The organism is Oxalobacter paraformigenes, assembly GCF_000158475.2.
Classification (GTDB): domain Bacteria; phylum Pseudomonadota; class Gammaproteobacteria; order Burkholderiales; family Burkholderiaceae_D; genus Oxalobacter; species Oxalobacter paraformigenes.
Map to the genome: position 1 here is coordinate 296,854 of NZ_KI392031.1, position 20,935 is coordinate 317,788.

Below are 20,935 nucleotides of genomic sequence, written 5' to 3' on the forward strand. Positions count from 1 at the left end.
ATCAGGGATCCAGTATTTTTCGCATCATGACGGGAGGCGGATCCATGGTGTTGCGAGTGGAAAACTCGATTTCGGGCGCCAGCTCGAAACCGTACGCTTCATAGAGGCTGGTCAGCGGTTCCAGATACCGGTGCAGGAAAAGACGGAGTTCGGATATTTCGCAAAGCTGGGCGTGATGAATGACGGCTTCAAGCAGATTCTGGGACAGGTTCTGGCCGCAGAAAGCGGGAATGACGCCGAGCCGGCGGATTTTCCAGATGGATTCGTCTTCATCCAGTGGCGCCCAGCGCAACGATCCGGCCGGGATGCCGTCCACCAGCAGGATGAAAGCGCCTCCGGCATGCAGGTCTTCGTTGACATTGACCCAGGTATCGCGGTGACCGTGCGAGGTCGGCGGGCATTTGCCCGCCCAGGCTTTCCTCGTCAGGTCTGCAATCAGGGGAGCGTCTTCAAGAGAAGCTTCCCGGACAACAATTTTCATCGTTTTTCCTTAACGCAATCGCATGCCGGGTTTGGCGCCGGGCCAGGGCTGAAGGATATAGATGCCGGCATCGTCCTTGCCGGACGCCGCCATGACCATGCCTTCGGAGACGCCGAATTTCATTTTGCGCGGCGCCAGATTGGCGACGACGACGGTCAGTTTGCCGGCCAGTTCTTCCGGTTTGTAGGCGGAACGGATGCCGGCGAAAATAGTGCGTAACCGGCCCTCGCCGACATCGACCGACAGCCTCAGCAGCTTGTCGGCACCTTCGACAAGGCTGCAATCAACGATTTTCGCGATACGCATATCGACTTTGGCGAAGTCGTCGATCGTGATCTGGTTTGCCAGCGGTTCGATGGCGGGGGCGGATTTTTCTTCCGGAACCGGTGTGTCCGCTGCCGTTTGCGGAGCGTCGAACAGGGCATCCAGCATTTTCTGATCCACGCGTTGCATCAGGTGTTCGTAAGGATTGATGGCATGGCTGTCTTCCAGCGGTTTTTCCACATCAGACCACTGGAGCGGCGGAAGGTTCAGAAAGGCCTCGACCTTTTCGGAAACGGCGGGAAGCACCGGTTTCAGGTATATGCTCAGAATGCGGAAGGCTTCCAGCAGGCGGGTACAGACCTGATGGAGTGCTTCGCTTTTTTCCGGATCCTTGGCCAGAACCCAGGGTTTGTTGGCATCGACATAGGCGTTTACTTCATCGGCAAGATGCATGATCTGGCGGAGGGCCTTGCCGAATTCGCGTTTCTCGTACAATTCAGCGATCTCGCCGGAAGCGGCCCGGAGCGTATCCAGTACCGGGGTATCCTCTGTTTTCCAGTCTTTTGCCAGTTTCCCGCCGAAGCGTTTGGTGATGAATCCGGCCGCCCGGCTGGCGATGTTGACGTATTTGCCGACCAGATCGGCATTGACGCGGGCGATGAAATCGTCGCCGGTGAAGTCGATGTCCTCGACGCGGTCGGACAGTTTGGCCGCCAGATAGTAACGCAGCCATTCGGGGTTCATGCCGATTTCCAGGTAACGCAGTGGCGAGATGCCGGTACCGCGCGATTTGGACATTTTTTCACCGCCGACAGTGATAAAACCGTGCACATAGACATTGTCGGGCACGCGCATGTCGGCAAAATGGAGCATGGCCGGCCAGAACAGGGTGTGGAAGTAAATGATGTCCTTGCCGATGAAATGGTATTGTTCGGTTTCCGGATCGGCCATGAAGGCGTCGTAATCGCCGCCCGTTTTGTTGAAATAATTTTTGAGCGATGCCAGATAACCGACCGGCGCATCCAGCCAGACGTAAAAATATTTGCCGGGCGCGTCAGGTATTTCAATGCCGAAGTAGGGCGCGTCGCGGCTGATATCCCAGTCGGAGAGGGCATTTTCCTCTCCCTCCTTTCCTTCGAGCCATTCGCGGGCCTTGTTGGCGACTTCCGGTTGCAATCGGGGTTCGCCGTCGACATTGCCGAGGGTCCATTCTTTCAGGAAGGCCGTGCATTGCGGATCGGACAGTTTAAAGAAGAAATGTTCGGACTGTTTCATGACCGGTGTGGCGCCCGTCAGGATCGAATAGGGATTTTTCAGCTCGGTCGGGGTATAGACGCTGCTGCAGCTTTCACACGTATCGCCGTACTGGTCTTTGGCGCCGCATTTGGGGCATTCGCCCTTGATGTAGCGGTCCGGCAAAAACATTTCTTTTACCGGGTCGAAGAACTGTTCGATGGTTTTCGATTCAATCAGGCCCTTTGCCTTGAGGCGGCGGTAGATTTCGCGGGACAGCTCGTAATTTTCGGAACCGTCGGTCGAGTGCCAGTTGTCGAAACTGATCAGAAAACCGTTTAACGGAGCGGCGCGGCCCGCCGCGATTTCCGCCACAAATTCCTGCGGCGTTTTGCCGGCTTTTTCAGCCGCGATCATGATGGGCGCGCCGTGCACATCGTCGGCGCCGACGAAATGGACTTCCCGCTGTTTTCCATTGTCCTGCTGCATCCGCTGGAAACGGACCCAGATATCGGCCTGAATATATTCCATGATGTGCCCGATATGGAACGGGGCGTTGGCGTATGGCAGAGCGGTGGTGACAAACAGCTTTCGTGACATGATGAATATGAAAAATTGACAGAAATGCTTCATTTTACCAGTCTTGTGAGGTGAAACGGGCATCTTTTGTGCTTTTGCGCTAGACTTCTTCTTCCAGAGAAAGGAGAAAAAATGTCCATGACGCCGGAAACAATCAGAAAAGCCATTTCGGGGGTGGTTGACGAGAATTTGCAAACCGATTACGTCAGCGCCGGATGGGTCAAGAATATCGCCATTGACGGAAACGCGGTATCGCTGACGGTCGAACTGGGGTATCCCGCCAAAAGTCTTCACGCGTTTATCCGGAACCGGCTTTTGGCGGCCCTGAAAGAGGTGGAGGGAATCGGGGATATCCGTATCGACGTGACGACGACCATGTTGACGCATGCCGTTCAGCGTGGCGTCAAGCCCTTGCCGGGCGTCAGGAACATCATTGCCGTTTCGTCCGGCAAGGGCGGTGTCGGCAAATCGACCGTAACAGCCAATCTGGCGCTGGCGCTGGCGGCGGAAGGGGCGCGGGTCGGCATTCTGGACGCCGATATTTACGGGCCTTCGCAACCGACTCTGATGGGCATTTCGGAAAAACCGAAATCGTCGGACGGCCAGCATTTCGATCCGATTGAACAATACGGCCTGCAATTGATGTCGATCGGTTTCATGATGGATTCGGTCCAGCCGCTGGCCTGGCGCGCGCCCATGATCACGCAGGCGCTGATGCAGTTGCTTGGGCAGACGAAATGGCGCGATCTGGATTATCTGCTGATCGACATGCCGCCGGGAACGGGCGATATCCAGATGACCCTGTCGCAGAAAGCGCCGCTGACAGGCGCGGTCGTGGTGACGACGCCTCAGGACGTTGCTGTTTTGGATGCGAAAAAGGGATTGATGATGTTCCGGAAAATGAATGTCGATATTTTAGGTATTGTCGAAAACATGAGTTCCTATGTCTGTACGCATTGCGGACAGATTGAACATATTTTCGGCAAGGATGGCGGCAAGTTGATGAGCGAGACGTATGGCGTCGATTCGCTCGGGGAAATTCCGCTGAACATCGCCGTTCGCGAACAGACGGATAACGGCAAGCCGGTCGTGGTGGCCGAACCGGAAGGACTGATGGCCCGGATTTTCCGGGATATCGCGTACCGCCTTGCCGCAAAGGTCGCGCTGAAACCGAAGGACATGACTGGCATGTTTCCGCCGGTAAGGGTCGAACCCTGAAGTTTGTCAGACGTCCACCAGCCTGAAAACGTCGCTGACGGCGTGGATCTTGCCGGTTTCGGTCGCGTCGTAACCGCCAAGCTGGTTGATTTCATGGATGAATTCATCGCTGCGCATGATGGACAGCATTTCCTGCATGGCCTTGCTTTCCAGCGTTTCACGGGCAATGGCGAAGAAATAGCGTTCTTCGACCAGCGGCACGAAATCCAGCCCGAAGCGGTGCGCAGCCGTTTCGACGCCGAACCCGACATCGGCCATATTGCTGGCGATATAGGCGGCCACGGCGGCATGGGTGAATTCCGTTGTCTCGAAACCGTTGATGCTGGCGGAATCGATCCTGTTTTTCAAGAGCAGGGTTTCGAACACTTGCCGGGTGGACGATCCGCTTTGCCGGTTGACGAAACGTATGTCGCCACGCGTCAGATCCTTGAAGGACAGGATTCTTTTGGGGTTGCCCTTGGCGATCAGAAGCCCCTGTTTCAGATTGGCGAGATGAATCAGGCAATGTTCTTCACGCGACAGGAAGCGGAGATAAAGCTGCAGCACGCTGTCTTCATAGACATCGACAGGCAAATGGAAGCCGGCAATTTCACAATCGCCCTGGGCCAGGGTGGCCAGCGCTTCCATGCTGTTCTGGTAACGCAATTTGATGGGCAGTTCCTGACGGTTGATGTGCTCCATCAGGGTGGAGATGGCAAAGCCGTGACTGGCGCAAAGCCGTATGGTCCGGTTGTTGCCCAGTACGCTTTTCGCCAGTTCGGTTTCCAGCTCGGAAGAAAGCGATTCCAGCGTCGGGGAAAGCCGGGCGGCGATACGTCTTTCGGCCCACAGCAGGGTGGTGGCAAAACGGGTCAGTGTTGTACCGCGTCCACGGTGTTTTTCGAGTAAAGGCGTGCCGAAAACCGATTCGGCTTCACGCAGCAATCCCCAGGCATGCCGGTAGGAAAGTCCCAGTCCCTTGGCCGCCTGCAATATGGCGCCTTCGGTTTGTATCGCGTCCAGAAGCCGCAACAGCATAGCCGTGTCAATCGACGGTTTTTTGCCGTAGGCAATTCGCCAGTGAGGTTCTATGGAAACTTTGTACATACCGCATTGTAACCTATATGAAGATATATGCAAAAAATTACTTATAGCCTACCGAATTTAGCAGTGGTATTATGCGACGATAAATTTTCGTTCATCAACGTTTTTTGCGGTTTGTTGCAGATGAACAAGCGGCAGATGTGCCAAAAAAACCGTATTGTCAGTTTTTTTTCATAGGGTGTAAGGAGAGTATTGTATGTCTTTTTTGAAGCTCGGTAAGGAATATACCGTAGCCGGCGAGGGTTTCAATCGCTGGCTGGTACCTACTTCCGCATTGATGATTCACCTATGCGTCGGTATGGGTTACGGTATGTCCGTGTTCTGGTTGCCAATGTCCAGGCTGGTCGGTGTATCGCAAGGTCTTGGTAAAGCTCTGGCATGTCCTGCGGACATGAGTTTTTTCGCCCAATTGTTTACCACCCAGTGCGACTGGAAAGTCGTGATGTGTAGCGTTATTTTCGGTATCCTGTTCTTCATGCTGGGCACTACTACCGCTATTCTCGGCAACTGGCTGGAACACGTTGGCCCGCGCAAATGCGGCCTGGCTTCCTGCTGCTGCTTCTGCTTTTTCTTCTTCATGCTGGCTGTAGCGACCTTTACCCATCAGTTGTGGATCGCCTGGGTGTCCGCCATCATCGGCGGTATCGGGCTGGGCCTTGGCTATATTACGCCGGTTTCCACCCTGATCAAATGGTTCCCTGACCGCGTCGGTATGGCAACGGGTATGGCTGTCGGCGGTTTCGGCGGCGGCGCCATGGTCGGCGCTCCTCTGGCACAGAAACTGATCGCTTTCTTCGCTACTCCCACTTCCGTCGGTCTGTGGCAGGCTTTCTTCGTCATGGCATGCTGCTATACGGTCATGATGCTTCTGGGCTGCTTCACGATCAAGGTCGCACCGTCCGGATACAAACCGGCTGGCTGGGTACCGAAAAACACCGGCAACATGGTTGACGACGGTCACGGCGGTCTGATCGAAGCGTCTTCTTTCAACGTTTCCACCAGCAAGGCTGTCAGAACTCCCCAGTTCTGGTTCTGCTGGTTCATGCTTTTCCTGAACATCGCGGCCGGTATCGGCGTTCTGGCGATGGCTTCCCCGCTGCTGCAGGAAGTGTTCGCCGGTAACCTGATCGGTATGCCGGGTGTTCCGTTCGACCAGTTGACCGATGGGCAAAAAGGCCAGGTCGCGATGATCGCTGCCGGTTTCACAGGTCTTCTGTCGCTGTTCAACATCGGTGGCCGTGTTGTCTGGGCTTCGCTCTCTGACAAACTGGGCCGCAAGACGGTTTACTTCATCTATTCCATCGTGGGCGCCATTCTGTACGCATCGATCCCGACTCTGGCTTCTTCCCTGAACCTGATCCTGTTCCTGTGTGCGGTCTGCGTCTGTATTTCGTTCTACGGCGGCGGCTTCTCGACCATTCCGGCTTATCTGGCCGACCTGTTCGGCACCCAGTTCGTCGGCGCTATTCACGGCCGTCTGCTGACTGCATGGTCTACCGCAGGTCTGTTGTCCCCATTGCTGATCAACATCATCCGTGACATGCAGCTGAACGCAGGTGTCGCCAAGGCACAGGCTTATTCCGTCACGCTGTATATCATGGCCGTTCTGCTCGTGATCGAATTCTTCTTCGCTATCATGATCCGTCCGGTCAACAGCAAGTACTACATGACCGAAGAGGAAGTCAAGGCTGCCAAAGCGGAACTGGAAGAAAAGGTTGCCCAAGCCCAGGCATCCGGCGTTGTTCCTCCAGCCAAACCGACTTCTGCCGGTACCATGATCATTTGCTGGCTGATCGTCGGTATTCCTCTGCTCTGGGGGATTTACCAGGTTGTCCTGCAAACGGCCAAGATGTTTGCCTAATACGTTATTGACAGCTCGTTCACCCTGGGCTGTTCAGTGAACCGATGTCCGCATGTGCGCAAGCCATGCGGACATTTTTTCACGGTGTCCCGTACCGTGCGGTTTTTCCCGCTTGCATTCGGTCAGGAGGAAAACGGTGTGCCTGATGTTTCCGAAAAAGGTGTCGGAACAGTCCGTGATGTCTGCCGGTTGCCCTCCCGAAGACCGTTTTCCTGCACGGGCATGACGCGATTGCCCATTCCGGAAAAACCGGCCTGGCGTTTTCCGCTTTCTTCAAAACCGTGTTGCGCGTAGTGCAGTACCCTGTCGAATCGTGGACAATAACGGACACAATTGCGCTGGGAACGCCGCCATCGCGGTAAAATAGACGTTTCGTTTATTCTTTCCGATTTCATCATGACTGTAAGAACTCGTTTTGCACCGAGCCCGACCGGTTTCCTGCATCTGGGCGGCGCCCGTACGGCCTTGTATTCATGGGCTTATGCCCGCCATCATGGCGGCCAGTTTATTTTGCGCATTGAAGATACCGATCTGGAGCGTTCCACGCCTGAGGCGGTACAGGCCATACTGGACGGCATGAAGTGGCTGGGTCTGGAGCATGACGAAGGCCCTTTTTACCAGATGAAAAGGATGGATCGCTACCGCGAAGTGATCGGACAGATGCTTCAGGAAGGGACGGCTTATTACTGTTACTGTACTCCGGAAGAACTGAACGCCATGCGCGAGCGCCAGAAGGCGGCAGGCGAAAGCCCCCGTTATGACGGAACCTGGCGTCCGGAACCGGGAAAAACCTTGCCTCCGGCGCCTGAAGGGGTGAATCCCGTTGTCCGTTTCAGAAATCCCGCAGAAGGCGACGTGACCTGGAACGACCGGGTCAAGGGCGAGATCACGATTTCCAACAGCCAGCTGGATGACCTGATCATTGCCCGTTCCGATGGCACGCCGACTTACAATTTCTGTGTGGTCGTGGACGATTGGGACATGGGAATCACGCATGTCATTCGTGGGGACGACCATGTCAACAATACGCCGCGCCAGATCAATATCCTGAAAGCGTTGAAGGCGCCGGTGCCGGAATATGCCCATTTGCCGATGATTCTGGGGGATGACGGGGAAAAACTCTCCAAGCGGCACGGCGCGGTTTCGGTCATGGAATATCCGGCCGCCGGCTATTTGCCGGAAGCGATGCTGAATTATCTGGCGCGTCTGGGCTGGAGCCACGGGGACGATGAAATTTTTTCGATGAAGCAGTTCTGTGAATGGTTCGATTTCGACCATCTGTCCTCATCCGCCGCACAGTTTAATACGGAGAAACTGAACTGGCTGAACAATCATTATATTCGTGAGGCGGATAATGCGCGGCTTGCCGCTCTGGTGCGTCCGCAACTTGAAAAGATGGGCGTGAAACTGGAGAGCGGTCCGGCGCTGGAGGATGTGATCGCCCTGATGAAGGATCGGGTCAATACGCTAAACGAGCTGGCCAATGCCTCGCTGATGTTTTACCGGGAACCCGATCCTGACCCGGAATTGCTGAAACAGCATTTGACGGAGGCCGCCCGCACCGCTCTGAAAGCGTATGCGGCCAATGTTGAAACGATTGAATGGCAACGCGAAGCGCTGTCTGCGATGATGAAGGCGCTGCTGAAAGAAAACCGGATGAAGATGCCCCAGGTTGCCATGCCCTTGCGTCTTCTGTTGACGGGACAGTTGCATACGCCATCAATTGATGCGGTTGTCTGCCTTTTCGGGAGGGAAACGGTATTGTCCCGCCTGAAAGGCCTGTAAAAGGAAGAGGGCGTGCCGGCAGATAAAAAGAACCGGTCCGCCGGTTCCGTTTTTGTTCGCCTGTCGCTGTTGCGGTTGTCTGATATCTGCAATATTGTCCATTAAAATTGTCAAACCGGGAAAAATTTTGCTATAATCCTTTTTCTGCATTCGGGGGTATAGCTCAGCTGGGAGAGCGCTTGCATGGCATGCAAGAGGTCAGCGGTTCGATCCCGCTTACCTCCACCAGAAAGCATTAACGGATGTGTCTCCATCGTCTAGAGGCCTAGGACACCACCCTTTCACGGTGGGAACAGGGGTTCGAATCCCCTTGGAGATGCCACTTTGTTATACCTGTTCGATCTGTTTGTGTCTCCATCGTCTAGAGGCCTAGGACACCACCCTTTCACGGTGGGAACAGGGGTTCGAATCCCCTTGGAGATGCCATCTGTCTTTTTCGGTTGTTTTCTGTACCGTCTTTCCTTTTTTGTCCCGTCAAGTTCATTGCGCAGGTTGGGCATGATGCCGTAATGCCGAAAATCCACTACAATAATGTGTTTTGTCGTTTCTTTTAACTGACCATGCGACGTTTATCCAAAACGGGATCATCCAGACTCACTGCCGACAGCCAGCGTCTTGTTTCGCTTGCTTTGGAAATGTTTTACGCTTCCAGTTTTCTGGAGAGCGAATTTTGCCGCAAGAAACTGGATGCGCTGGTTTTCCGGCTGTTGCAGGCCAAAAAACAGTCCGTCTTGAACGATGCGATTGAATATCTGTTTACAACGGATATGGAAGCCTATAACTGCCTTCTTGAGGTAGCGGAAGCGCTGAGTGAATCGGCCGTGATCGAAAGAAACGGGAAAAGATATCATGCCTTGCTGGTTGCCATTCCTGTTTTGGCATGGACCCGTTTTTCGATTGCGTCAGGTACATTGGCGCCTGAGCTGGTCGAGTCGGTGGCTGACCGTTTTGCACGGTTGATTCTGGCGGACGGTGTCCGGTTTGCCCTGGCGCCCGGTTTGTATGCAGTCGATCAGTTGCCTTATTCGCATGTCGATGTCATTGCGGTGACACAGGGGCTGATCCAGTCGATTGTCCAGGGATCCCGTTTTGAACTGGCGTCCCGGCAGGAAACGGTTCCATTCCTTGCCGATGGCCGTTATTTGCTTGCTTCTGTCATGGCTGTTGAAGGAGAACCGCTTTTTCGCTGGCAGGCCATACCCGATCCGGCCGGGTTCGAGACTGTCAAGGAAGAGTGTCTCAAACTCTGGCAGCAGGAAATGACGCCCATCATGGCCGAGGTATTGCCGGGATGCAATGTGGAACTGCTGTTGCCAGGCGGTTTTTTCAATACGTGTCGCAAGGCTGATCAGGCTATCCGGCCCTCGACGATCCGGGCGGCTGTGCATTACCTGGTTCATGCGCTGGATACGCAGCCGGAGAATTTGTGTGCCGTGGTAGGCGGTTTCGGCAAAGATCTGGATGGCGTTCAGGTCGAGGAATACCGTATCGGCTTTTACCGGAAGGACAATGAAAAAATCGTTTATGGTATTGTCTGGCCGGTTTACGGAACGGAGGAGGTAAACGGCATGAACCTTCCGTCGCGGCTGGAAGGCCATTCATCGGCCTCGTCGCGCAAGGGAGGAAAACAGTTGCTCGATATTTTCCAGTTGCTTCGCGAGCTGGGCGTCTCTTATGAAAAGACGGCTGTCGAACGGTTTGCCATGGAATTTTGCGAGGATTGTGGCGCCCCGCTTTTTGCCGATACAAACGGTGAACTGGTTCATGCGGAAATGCCTGAAGACGCGAAGAAAGAAACGCGCCTGCACTGACGGGTGTTTCTCATGAGGCTAAAAGGCGTGCGCTGTTTGCGGAATCATTCGGGAATACCATTGGCCTGCCGGTTCTGGCAGATCGGGTTCCGGTTTTTTGGAGGAGCGTGGGGTGTCCCGTTCGGCAAGGCCGGCTTTTTGATGCAGCCGTTTTTCAGGCTTTCCATTCTCCGGATTTTCCTCCCTTTTTTTCAAGAAGGCGAACATCGGTAATGGTCATCCCCCGGTCAATGGCTTTCAGCATGTCATAGATGGTCAGCAGACCTGTCTGGACGGCGGTCAGCGCTTCCATTTCAACGCCGGTTTTGCCAAAGGCTTCTGTCCGGGCATGGCACCGGATGCCGTCTTTTTCGGCCGTGAAATCGACTGTAACGCGGGTCAGCGCGACCGGATGGCAAAGGGGGATCAGATCAGCTGTCCGTTTGGCGCCCATGATGGCGGCGACTCGCGCAATGCCCAGCACATCGCCCTTGCCGGCGCTGTTTTCGCGAATGATGGCAAGCGTTTCCGGTTTCATCCTGATGGCGCCGCAGGCAAGCGCAATGCGGTGCGTTTCTTTTTTTTCCCCGACATCGACCATGTGGGCCTTGCCCGATCCGTCAAAGTGGGTCAACTGATTTTTATCGTTTTCAACAGGTTCTTTTTGTGGCATAAAGAGTAAGGCCCCGAATCAGGGCAGTATGAAATGCGCATGAAGTACCGGTATGATATCACCATGCACGAATTTTCAATTTTATCGTCAGACAATCGTATGGTTCGATCTTTTCGACGGCTTGTTATTCCTCTCATTGCTGTTTTTTGCCTCCAGACGCCGCTTGCAACAGCGCAGTCGGATATTCCCAGTCTGGGCGATACGGCGCGGGGCGAGCTGACTCCCGTGGCGGAGTACCAGCTGGGCAAGGAAATCATGGTGCAGGTCAGGAGCGATCCGGCGTATGTCAATGATCCCGTTTTGACGGAATACCTGACGAATCTGGGCAACAGGCTGGTTTCCGCCGATCCGCAAATTCGCGGTGAACTGGCAAACGATTTCTCGTTTTTCGCTATCCGGGACGCCACGCTGAACGCGTTTGCCTTGCCGGGCGGGTTTATCGGGGTGCATACCGGGTTGTTGCTGGCCACACAAAGTGAATCGGAACTCGCTTCGGTCTTGTCACATGAAATCGGCCACGTTTCGCAGCGGCATATCGCCCGGATGCTGAGCCAGCAAAGACAGGATATCCTGATTCCGATCGCGGCAACGGTGCTGGCGATTCTCGCCGCACAGGCCGGAGGCGATGCTGCCGGCGCCGTCATGATGGGCGGGCAGGGTTACGCGATCCAGAAACAGATCAATTTTACGCGGGACGCGGAAAAAGAAGCGGATCGGGTCGGTTTCAGCATATTGAAGGGTGCGGGTTTCGATACGACCGGCATGACTTCGTTTTTCCAGCGTATGCAGACAGCCACACGCACTTACAGCGACGCGCCGTCGCCTTATTTGCGGACACACCCGCTGACCTCCGAGCGTATTGCCGATATCGAGGCGCGTGTCCGTCGCGAGCCTTACCGGCAGCACGCCGACGATCTGGATTTTTATCTGATGCGGGCGAAAGCACGGCTTGTCCAGGACGATAGCGCTCCCGCATTGCAAAAGGCCGCTGCCATGTTTGAGGAACAGATCAAAAGCGGAAGCCGGCTGTACATGGCGGCGGGCAATTACGGGCTGGCATTGATTGCACTGCAACGAAAAGAACCCGCCAAAGCGCGAACGTATCTGCAGCAGGTGAAGAAAACGGTTGGGGAAGCGGCAGCCAGACAGAGCCTGGCATTGGACAGCTTGACGGTTGAAATCCTGCTGGCTTCCGGCCAAACGGCCGATGCGGTGCGGGAAGCGCGTGCGGCGACTGTCCGTTTTCCGTCTTCCAGGGCACTGGCGCATCAATACGCGAATGCGCTGTATGCCGCGAAACGTTACGATGAGGCGGCAAAGTATTTGCGAAAACAGGTGCAGATGTATCGGGACGACGCTACCTTGCAGAGGCAGCTTGCCAAAGTGTACGACGCGCAGGGAAAAAAGGCGCTGATGCATATGGCACTGGCGGAATCGTATGCCCTGTCAGGCGCTTATACAGCCGCTTTGGAACAGCTGAATCTGGCCCGAAAGGCCGGGGATGTGACTTTTTACGATCAATCGGTCATTGACGCCCGTGAAAGGGAATGGAAAGCGATCGTCAAGGAAAACCTGAAAGAACGTTCGTGAGCGGGCAGGCGTTTTCTGCCTTTTCTGATTCCATTGAAAAAGCCCGTCAGTGCCTTGACGGGCTTTTTGGTGAAAGGGCGCCAGATCGCCATTTCGTGTTGGCGAACCGGTTTCCCGGATTTTCAGGCCGCTTGCCGGTGTTCGGATTTTCTGTGCCGCCGGGGTCTGGCTTCGGTGTTTCGGGTTGCGTTGGCCGGTTTGCTGAAATGGCGCTGGCCGGTTTTGCTGGCAGCCTGTTTCCTGGAGCCGGGCTTCCAGCCGGGTTTGCCGCGTTTGGAAGGCGCTGTCGGCCTGAACGTCATTTTCGGTTCGAATCCTTCGATCACGTTGACCGGAATGGTTTGTTTGGTAAACCGTTCAATGCGCTTCATGCTGGCGCTGTCGCTGTGGCTGACCAGCGAAATGGCCAGACCGTGACGCCCGGCGCGGCCGGTACGGCCGATGCGGTGAACGTAGTCTTCCGGAAATTTCGGCAGATCATAGTTGAAAACGTGCGTGATGCTGGGGATGTCGATGCCGCGTGCGGCTACATCGGTTGCGACCAGAATCTTGACTTTGCCGTCGCGCAGTTTCGCCAGTGTCCGGTTGCGGGCGTTTTGCGGCATGTCGCCGTGCAGTGCCGCCGTCGAAAAACCGGCGATGGCAAGGCGGTCAGCCACCAGATCGGCGTCCCGCTTGGTCGCGGTGAAAACCAGGGCCTGTCCCAGCGAACGGTCTTGCAGCCAGTGGGCGAGCAGACGGTTTTTGTGGGGCAGATCGTCTACGTAATGGATCATCTGTTCGATGTTTTCATGACGTGAGGCAGACGAGGTGATGTGTATGGATTCGGCATCGTGCGTGACGCTTCTTGCCATCTTGCCGACAATGCCGTCCAGCGTGGCCGAGAAAAGCATGGTCTGGCGGGTTGCCGGGGTTGCGGCAATGACCGTTTCGATATCGTCGATAAATCCCATGTCCAGCATCCTGTCGGCTTCGTCGAGTACGAGTATTTCAAGCTGATCGAAACGGATTTTCCCCGATTGCATGTGGTCAATCAGACGGCCGGGTGTCGCCACCAGGATTTCCGGATTGCGGGCCAGAAGCTGCATCTGTTTCGGATAAGGCATGCCGCCTAAAATGGCGACGGTACGGAAATGTTTCAGGCAGGCGCTGTACTGTTCGGTGGAGGACACGATTTGCAGGGCGAGTTCGCGGGTCGGCGTCAACACCAGCATTTTGGGCTGGGCAGCCTTGAAACGGGCGCGTTCGCCTTTTGCTTTGGCGGACTGGCGTTGCTGATTCGGCGTTTTTTGCGAGGTTTCGGAAATTTTTTGCGTAGCGAAGCGATGCAGGGCCGGCAGCATGAAGGCGGCTGTTTTTCCCGATCCGGTCTGGGAAGAGACCAGCAGGTCTTTTCCTTCAATAGCCAGCGGAATGGCTTTTGTCTGGACTGGCGTCGGGATATCGTAATGGATGCCGGCAAGGGCTTTCAGGATTGACGGATGCAATCCCAGTGTTTCAAATGTCATTTTTTTCTCTGATAAAAAGCGGTTTTCCTTTTGGGAAAACGGAAAAACGGCAAAGCCAACACCAGACGGCGAAATAGTATCGGAATAAATTTCGGCACAAAAAGCTTTGCGCCGGAACAGTGTGGAAACACAAAAGGCGGAAGGGCTTTATGGAATGCATGAGATCATGCATCAGGCTGGCAATGCCATCACATATTCGGGCAGGAAGAATAATCCCGCCCGAATCCAATATTATAACAGTTTTTTTGTCTGTTTCGCTTAAATGTCGAATGAGGGAGACAGAGAATTTGTCAGATACTGTCTTTGTGGGCGATAACGCCGTCGGTATTCAATCCCATGACGTGGGAGAAACCGCCATCGACATAAGTAATTTCGCCGGTGATGCCGGAGGCCAGATCAGACAACAGGAAGGCGGCGGCATTGCCGATTTCTTCAATGGTCACGTTCCGGCGCAAGGGCGCGTTTTTGGCGACGAAATTCAGAAGGATATTGAAGTCGCGGATTCCGCTGGCGGCAATGGTCTTGACCGGGCCGGCGGAAATGGCATTGACACGTACACCTTTTTTGCCCAGTGATTCGGCCATGTAGCGGACACTGGCTTCAAGCGACGCCTTGGCCAGCCCCATCGTGTTGTAGTAAGGGATGGCCCGGCTGGAACCGAGATAGGTCAGGGCCAGTGCCGCGGAACCCGGGCCCATCAGATGGCGTGCGGCCTTGACCATGGCCGGGTAGCTGTAGGCCGATATGTCGTGGGCTACCTTGAAATTTTCGCGGGTCAGTCCGTCGAAGAAATCGCCCGCGATCGCTTCACGGGGAGCGAAACCGATCGAGTGAACGAGACCGTCAAGGCGTCCCCAGTTTTTTTCGATTTCGGAAAAGACGTGTTCGATGTGTTCGTCCTTTGCCACGTCGCATTCGTAAACCATATCGCTGCCCAGCTCGTTTGCAAATGCGGTAATGCGATCCTTGAAACGGTCTCCGACGTAGGTAAAGGCCAGTTCGGCTCCTTCGCGCCTGCACGCTTCGGCTATACCCAGCGCAATGGAACGGTTCGATAACAAACCGGTGATAAGTATTTTTTTACCTTGCAAGAAAGCCATGCATGACTCCAAAACTAAACTTTAGGAAATAGATAACCATCTGGGGACGGCATATTCTGTATGTAAAAACCGTCAAAAGCAATGTTCAATTTGTTTTATGGCAAAATCTGTCTGGCAAGATTGTAGTTCGTCAGACGGATTGCGGCAACTGTTACACCCGATTCAGCTTATTTTAAACAGGAAATGTGGTGTTTAGGTTTTTTTCGGTTTTTTTGCTGTCGATTTTTTTGCGGAGGCCTGCTTTGCGGAAACGCGGCTTTTGACCGCCTGTTTCGATTGGGGCGTTTTGGCTGTCCGGACGTTTTTCGATTTGACCAGGTTTTTCTGTGCCGCAGAGGTCTTTCCGGCGTTCAGAACGACTTTCACGCGTGACGCTCTCGAATTCCGGGCGGATTTGAGTGTGGCAGCGCGAACGCGAACGGTTTTTCCCGCAGTACGCGATGAAGCGGAGCGGTATGGCACGTGCACCTTGAGAATGGTTCCTTTGCCGGCAGTGTCGCCGCTGATTTTGTTCCAGGATTTTAACTCGGCCACGCTGACGCGGTAGCGTTTGGCAATGGAAGCGAGTTTGACCGGTTTTTTGACCGGTACCCTGACCAGACGGGTAGAAGGCAGATCCCTTTCCCAGACCAGCCGGGCGTTTTCAACCAGTTCCGGGGCGATATCCCTATCGTTGGCGGCCGTTTTGGGGACGAGAATGGCGGAACCGAACTTGAGTACGGCTCTTGACGGGATGTTGTTGGCTTGACGGATGAGGTCAGGCGAGGTGTTGAAGCGGGCGGCGATGTCTTCGACTTTTTCACGGGAACCCGTTACCTGATAGGCTGTCCAGGAAGAAAGCGGCTGCGTCCAGCGGGAAAGGTTTCGCCGGAATTTTTCGGCGTTTTCCCCGGGCAGCAGGATTTTGACTTCGTTGCCGCCGGCGATCACGTAAGGCCCGAACTGGGGGTTTAGGGCACGGAATTCGTCCAGCGACATTTCCGCCAGTTTTGCGGCGACCTTGACGTCGATATCGCGCGTTTTGCCGATGGTGACGAAGTAGGGCTGGTTTTCAACGGATGGGAGGTCGATGCCGTACCGGCGCGGGTTGGCGATCAGGTTTTTGACCGCCTGGAGTTTGGGAACGTAATTGCGCGTTTCGGCCGGCATGTAGGCGGAAATGCTGTTGAAGGTAACCGGTTTTCCTGCCCGTTCCGCCTTTTTGATGGCTCGCATGACCGACCCTTCTCCCCAGTTGTAGGAGGCCAGCGCCAGTTGCCAGTCGCCGAACATGTCATGCAGTTTTTGCAGATATGTCAATGCCGCTTCCGTGGAGGAAAGGATGTCCCGCCTTTCGTCACGGAACGCGTTTTGCCCGAGATCGTAATGGCGTCCTGTACTCGGGATGAACTGCCAGAGGCCTTCTGCCTTGGCGATCGAGCGGGCATGGGGATTGTAGGCGGATTCGATAAAGGGGAGCAGGGCCAGTTCGGTCGGCATGTTCCGCTTTTCCAGTTCCTGCACGATGTGGAAGAGGTATTTCGAGCCGCGCTGTGTGGTTCGCTGGAAATATTCGGGACGTTTTGAATACCAGTTCATGTGGTTTTCAACCAGCCGGTTATCCAGATCCGGAATGCCGAAACCGGAACGGATTCTTCCCCAGACGTCCACTTCGTTGATCGAGAGAATTTCCGTCAGCGGATCTTCTTCATCGAAGCGGGCATTGCCGGTAACGTTGAGATCGGTGGCGGAGTGAAAGGCGGCGAGCTGTGCGTCTTTGCTGTATTTCGGGAGGGTGATGTCACGGGCCTGGACCAGTGCCGGGGCGGTGACGGTAAAACATCCGGCCAGCGCCAGAACGAGAAGCTTGATGCGATATGTGTACGTCATATTTTTCAGGTAAAGGATGTTGCTGAAATACAGCACCGGCCAGTTTAGGAAAGACCTTTTCTTCCGTCAAGGAAAGTTACATTTCCCGCTCTGCCCAACAGCTATGTTAACGACTTGTCGCCTAGTATTCAGTTGCCAAATTCCAGTGTTCCGACACCGTCGGGACTGCCCAGAAGGCAAAGGTCGGCGCCCCTTTGCGCAAACAGGCCGACGGTGACGACACCGGTGAAATTGTTGATTTTTTCTTCCAGCCGAAGTGGATGGCCGATTTGCAGTCCAAAGACGTCGAGAATGAGGTTGCCGTTGTCGGTGACAAACGGTTTCCCGTCCCGTATCCGGAGTTCGGCGCGGCCGCCCAGTGCATCCAGTTTTCCGGCGACGAGCTTGTAAGCCATCGGTATGACTTCAACGGGCAATGGAAATTTGCCGAGTGTCGCGACCAGCTTGGATTCGTCTGCGATGCAGATGAATCGGGCAGCGGCCGAGGCAATGATTTTTTCCCGTGTCAGGGCTCCGCCCCCTCCCTTGATCATCGCGCCGGAACGGGTGATTTCGTCGGCTCCGTCGATATAGACGGGTATTTCCTCGACTTCGGTCAGGTTGAAGACCCGGATGCCATGTGCGGCAAGCCGTTCGGCGGTCGCTTTCGACGAGGCTACCGCTCCGGTAATCCGGTCCTTGATTTTGGCAAGCTCATCAATAAAAAAATTGGCGGTGGAACCGGTTCCAACGCCAATGATTTTTCCTTCGGGAACATATTTTACAGCAGCACGGGCAACAGAAAGTTTCAGATCGTCTTGGGCCATGATTGTCGGGTAGGGTTATACCGGATGTTTCTGCAAGATGGCAAAATGCCAGCTTTTAACCGGTTTTAACGCGTGATCATGCCAGTTTAGCCTGTTTGAGACGGACAAGTCAATTTTTATCCGGACAAATGCAGAGTATTCTTGTGTCAGCTCAAGGACTTGTGCGGCTTTTGCCCTGACGGGCGAAAAGCGTCCGGTTTGGCCGGTTCAGTGGCCGGTTTCCTGTTTTTCGTTCGGGTCTTCGTGATCCAGGGTTTCGTAAAGGGCGATTTGCAGTCGCGAATGGATTCGCACAAACCACCTGCGCAGGACGAAAACAATGGCGATAATGGAGACGATAACGAGTATCAGCGATTCCCGTTTGGGAAGGATGCTGGCGCTTAAGGCAGACAGAAACAGCATGGTGCCTGTCAGGAACAGGAGTGGCAGGATTTCGCTGATGATGCGCCGGACTTGCTGGGTGTGGCGGCCTGTCACGCTTTCGCGGACGCTCATTTCGGCCAGCATCATGGAGAGGGCCTTGAATTTTCGGAAAGCGGCGATCAAAAACGGGAGCGACAGGATGAGCGTGGTTCCCCAGATCAGGGATTTTCTCCAGTCAATGTCGTCTATCCAGTCTGCGAGGAATTCGTTGCCGAGATTGAGGGCCAGATAGGCGCTGCCAAGAAAAATGGCAATCACGACAGCCATGTTGATGCCGATCTGGACAAGAATGCGCTTGATCATGTTCCAGATGACGGCGTTTGTTCCTTGCGGATGCAGATTGTTCAGCCATTCTCCGTACAGATCGACGATACGGGCAAGCGGACGGGGGGTTATTCTTGCGATTGATTTGGCGAGCGGATCGGCGGCCCGGATAAGATAGGGGGTCGTCAGTGTGGTGATGGCCGAGACGGCAACGACGATGGGATAAAGGAAATCGCTGGTGACTTTGTAAGCCATGCCAAGGGACGCGATGATAAAGGAGAATTCACCGATCTGGGACATGCCCATGCCCATCCTGAGCGAGGTGCGGCCGTCGTTGCCCGCGATCATGGCGCCGATGGTGCAGCTGAAAACCTTGCCGATAATGACGGCTCCGGCAATGACCAGGATCGGCGTGGCGTATTCGATCATGACGCGCGGATCGAGAAGCAGGCCGACCGCCACGAAAAATATGGCGGAAAACATGTCGCGTACGGGTTCGATCAGTCTTTCGATCCAGTGCAGTTCCCTGGCTTCCGCAATGATGGCGCCGATGATGAACGCGCCCAGCACCATGCTGTATTCGAGTTTGACAACAAGCAGGCAAAATCCGAAACACAGGCCCAAAACGGTAATCAGAAGCATTTCGTTGCTTCTGAATTTGCCGATGTACGCCAGAAGGCGCGGCACCAGCAGGATGCCGACGAGCATGGCGACGATCATGAACAGGGACAGTTTGGAGATGGTCAGAAAGACGTCGCTTCCGCTGACGCTGCCTGATATGGCGACGCCGGACAGGAGAGCGATAAGTCCGATGCCCAGAATATCTTCGACGATCAGTACGCCGAAAATCAGGTGGGCGAACCGTTCGTGTTTCATTTTCAGGTCGTTTAGGGCCTTGACGATAATGGTGGTCGAGGAAATGGCCAGTATGGCGCCCAGAAAGAGCGCGTCCAGATTGTTGTTCCAGCCGAGCCAGAGCCCGATCTGGTAACCTATCCAGATCATGACGATGATTTCGAGAACGGCGGCAATGAGGGCGGTAGCCCCTACCCGGAGCAGTTTCCGGAACGAGAATTCGAGGCCCAGCGAGAACATGAGAAAGATGACGCCCAGTTCCGCCAGAATCCTGATGGTGTGTTCATCCCTGATGAGTTCGAAGGGAGGGGTATGCGGGCCGATCAGTACGCCAGCGACGATGTAACCGAGCACGACCGGCTGTTTCAGCCGGTGGAAAATAACCGTGACAAAGGCTGCCACAATCATGATGACGGCAAGGTCCTGAATAAAGGTGATAACGCTGTCGTGCATGGTCTCGCTTAATGTGGGTAAGTGAAAAATAAAGGTTATAACAGGTCTTTTTACCGGTGATTATATTTTTTATGTCTAAAACCCGGGGTTTTTATAATGAAATCAGTAAAGCTGTGAATGACAGGCATTATCTGGTAGCGATTTGCCGGAAATAAAGGGCTCGCATGGGAAAAAATCTTGGGGCCATGCCGGCAGATTTTGTGCACTCGTTCTTTACGTCCGGGGCAACGCCGTTTTTCCACCGGTACGGTCTGACTGAAGCATAAGGGATAAAACGACGGAAGATATTGATGAATTTAGGGGGAGGCCCAATTGGTGTTGCCTGTTTGCAAGTTCGGGTGGAATACGACAGGAACGTTTGTAAGCAGCCTGTTTTTGGTGCCGCCAAACGTTCCTTGCCGTGAGGGAATTGTCCGGTCGGAAAAATGCCGGCGGGGAATATGATGAGGCTGTGATGGTCTGGAGTGTGGGCGTATGGTTTGCCGGCGGGATGCCGGAGTTTTCTTCCCTTGAATGTTTCTGCTCCGGATGCAGGCGTTTCTGAAAAAAGGGTGATGCTGAATCCGGATCCATGCGGGTAACCCCGGCCGGACCTGATGAATGGAAAGCAAACAGGCAGGGGTCCAGCCTGTTGTACGTTATGGCGGCTTTCGTTGCCGGAAGCGCTAAATCGTATGGCGGTTTTTAAAGACGAGGCAAAAAAAGCCGGCGTTTTACTCGAAGCGCCCGGTAGCGATGTGCCTTCTTTCAGGGCGTCTTTTGAAACAACTGTCGCAGCCTGGATGAAATCATTGATTGTGCGAACGGAAGTCGTAGGGAGAGGCAAAGGGGACCCGTCCCGGCACGTTACGCTTTTACGGGAGTGGCAGGTGCACGTGAGTCAGTCAATCGGGTTGTCCGGAATGAAAAGGGAAATCTGATTGCGCTTGTGCAGGGTGCTGAACCGGTATTTTCACCGGGCGTTCATGTGATGGCGCTTTATGGTGGCCGTTCACCAATGGTTTTGTATTTATCGTTTGATAAACGACAGGGTTTATTTTTTGGGTTTATCCCTAAAAAAAGCCCGAACCGGACCGGTTTACGGGTTTACGGTTTTTACG

General features: G+C 54.5%; 16 protein-coding genes and 3 tRNA genes. 9 read left to right on the forward strand and 10 right to left on the reverse strand.

Features of this window, described 5'->3' with window-relative positions:
• Position 1: 1 nt before the first annotated feature.
• Both OFAG_RS04780 and metG read right to left on the reverse strand, forming a co-directional pair.
• Positions 2-481, reverse strand: a complete 480-nt coding sequence (locus OFAG_RS04780; RefSeq protein ID WP_005877540.1) for a GNAT family N-acetyltransferase — start codon at positions 479-481, stop codon at positions 2-4.
• Positions 482-490: 9 nt separating this feature from the next.
• A complete protein-coding gene (gene metG, locus OFAG_RS04785; RefSeq protein WP_005877538.1) occupies positions 491-2,578 on the reverse strand; it encodes a methionine--tRNA ligase in 2,088 nt (695 codons plus the stop codon).
• A 111-nt stretch (positions 2,579-2,689) separates the two neighbouring features.
• On the opposite strand from metG, the gene apbC reads away from it, so the two are divergent.
• Positions 2,690-3,775, forward strand: coding sequence for an iron-sulfur cluster carrier protein ApbC (gene apbC, locus OFAG_RS04790; protein WP_020994872.1), 1,086 nt, complete (start codon positions 2,690-2,692; stop codon positions 3,773-3,775).
• Between the two features lie 6 nt (positions 3,776-3,781).
• Here apbC and OFAG_RS04795 read toward each other — a convergent pair whose 3' ends face one another.
• Entirely contained in the window at positions 3,782-4,861 is a 1,080-nt protein-coding gene (locus OFAG_RS04795; protein WP_005877533.1) for a substrate-binding domain-containing protein, read from the reverse strand.
• 193 nt (positions 4,862-5,054) lie between these two features.
• Here OFAG_RS04795 and OFAG_RS04800 point away from each other — a divergent pair, with 193 nt between their 5' ends.
• Positions 5,055-6,719 (forward strand): OFA family MFS transporter, encoded by a 1,665-nt coding sequence (locus tag OFAG_RS04800; RefSeq protein ID WP_005877531.1) that lies wholly within the window; start codon positions 5,055-5,057, stop codon positions 6,717-6,719.
• Positions 6,720-6,841: 122 nt separating this feature from the next.
• Here OFAG_RS04800 and OFAG_RS13685 read toward each other — a convergent pair whose 3' ends face one another.
• A complete protein-coding gene (locus tag OFAG_RS13685; RefSeq protein ID WP_147617709.1) occupies positions 6,842-7,117 on the reverse strand; it encodes a hypothetical protein in 276 nt (91 codons plus the stop codon).
• Between OFAG_RS13685 and gltX the strand changes: the two genes are divergently transcribed.
• From gltX to OFAG_RS04830, 5 genes are all read left to right on the forward strand, one after another.
• Entirely contained in the window at positions 7,116-8,504 is a 1,389-nt protein-coding gene (gene gltX, locus OFAG_RS04810) for a glutamate--tRNA ligase (protein WP_005877529.1), read from the forward strand. The two genes, OFAG_RS13685 and gltX, sit on opposite strands and share 2 nt — an antisense overlap.
• Before the next feature lie 152 nt (positions 8,505-8,656).
• Positions 8,657-8,732 (forward strand) — tRNA-Ala (locus tag OFAG_RS04815).
• Between the two features lie 18 nt (positions 8,733-8,750).
• A tRNA-Glu gene (locus OFAG_RS04820) sits at positions 8,751-8,826 on the forward strand.
• A gap of 28 nt (positions 8,827-8,854) precedes the next feature.
• A tRNA-Glu gene (locus tag OFAG_RS04825) sits at positions 8,855-8,930 on the forward strand.
• 134 nt (positions 8,931-9,064) lie between these two features.
• Entirely contained in the window at positions 9,065-10,315 is a 1,251-nt protein-coding gene (locus OFAG_RS04830; protein WP_005877527.1) for a DUF2863 family protein, read from the forward strand.
• Positions 10,316-10,469: 154 nt separating this feature from the next.
• Here the strand turns inward: OFAG_RS04830 and moaC are convergent, their stop codons facing one another.
• The gene (moaC, locus tag OFAG_RS04835) at positions 10,470-10,967 is read right to left on the reverse strand and encodes a cyclic pyranopterin monophosphate synthase MoaC (RefSeq protein WP_005877525.1); all 498 of its coding nucleotides are present in this window, start codon (positions 10,965-10,967) and stop codon (positions 10,470-10,472) included.
• Positions 10,968-11,066: 99 nt separating this feature from the next.
• Here moaC and OFAG_RS04840 point away from each other — a divergent pair, with 99 nt between their 5' ends.
• Positions 11,067-12,557 carry a beta-barrel assembly-enhancing protease gene (locus OFAG_RS04840; protein ID WP_040720911.1) on the forward strand — a complete coding sequence of 497 codons (1,491 nt, stop codon included), beginning with the start codon at positions 11,067-11,069 and terminating at the stop codon, positions 12,555-12,557.
• A 122-nt stretch (positions 12,558-12,679) separates the two neighbouring features.
• On the opposite strand, the gene OFAG_RS04845 is transcribed toward OFAG_RS04840, so the two are convergent.
• The 5 genes from OFAG_RS04845 to OFAG_RS04865 all read right to left on the reverse strand — a co-directional run bounded on the left by OFAG_RS04845 (position 12,680) and on the right by OFAG_RS04865 (position 19,835).
• A complete protein-coding gene (locus OFAG_RS04845) occupies positions 12,680-14,065 on the reverse strand; it encodes a DEAD/DEAH box helicase (protein ID WP_005877521.1) in 1,386 nt (461 codons plus the stop codon).
• A gap of 290 nt (positions 14,066-14,355) precedes the next feature.
• The gene (gene fabI, locus OFAG_RS04850) at positions 14,356-15,165 is read right to left on the reverse strand and encodes an enoyl-ACP reductase FabI (RefSeq protein WP_005877520.1); all 810 of its coding nucleotides are present in this window, start codon (positions 15,163-15,165) and stop codon (positions 14,356-14,358) included.
• A 192-nt stretch (positions 15,166-15,357) separates the two neighbouring features.
• Positions 15,358-17,034 (reverse strand): transglycosylase SLT domain-containing protein, encoded by a 1,677-nt coding sequence (locus tag OFAG_RS04855; RefSeq protein ID WP_005877519.1) that lies wholly within the window; start codon positions 17,032-17,034, stop codon positions 15,358-15,360.
• A 128-nt stretch (positions 17,035-17,162) separates the two neighbouring features.
• Positions 17,163-17,840, reverse strand: coding sequence for a ribose-5-phosphate isomerase RpiA (gene rpiA / locus OFAG_RS04860; RefSeq protein ID WP_005877518.1), 678 nt, complete (start codon positions 17,838-17,840; stop codon positions 17,163-17,165).
• Positions 17,841-18,047: 207 nt separating this feature from the next.
• Positions 18,048-19,835 (reverse strand): cation:proton antiporter, encoded by a 1,788-nt coding sequence (locus OFAG_RS04865; RefSeq protein WP_005877517.1) that lies wholly within the window; start codon positions 19,833-19,835, stop codon positions 18,048-18,050.
• Between the two features lie 862 nt (positions 19,836-20,697).
• Here OFAG_RS04865 and OFAG_RS14280 point away from each other — a divergent pair.
• The coding region (locus OFAG_RS14280; protein ID WP_231371669.1) for a hypothetical protein at positions 20,698-20,935 on the forward strand (238 nt) is incomplete at its 3' end.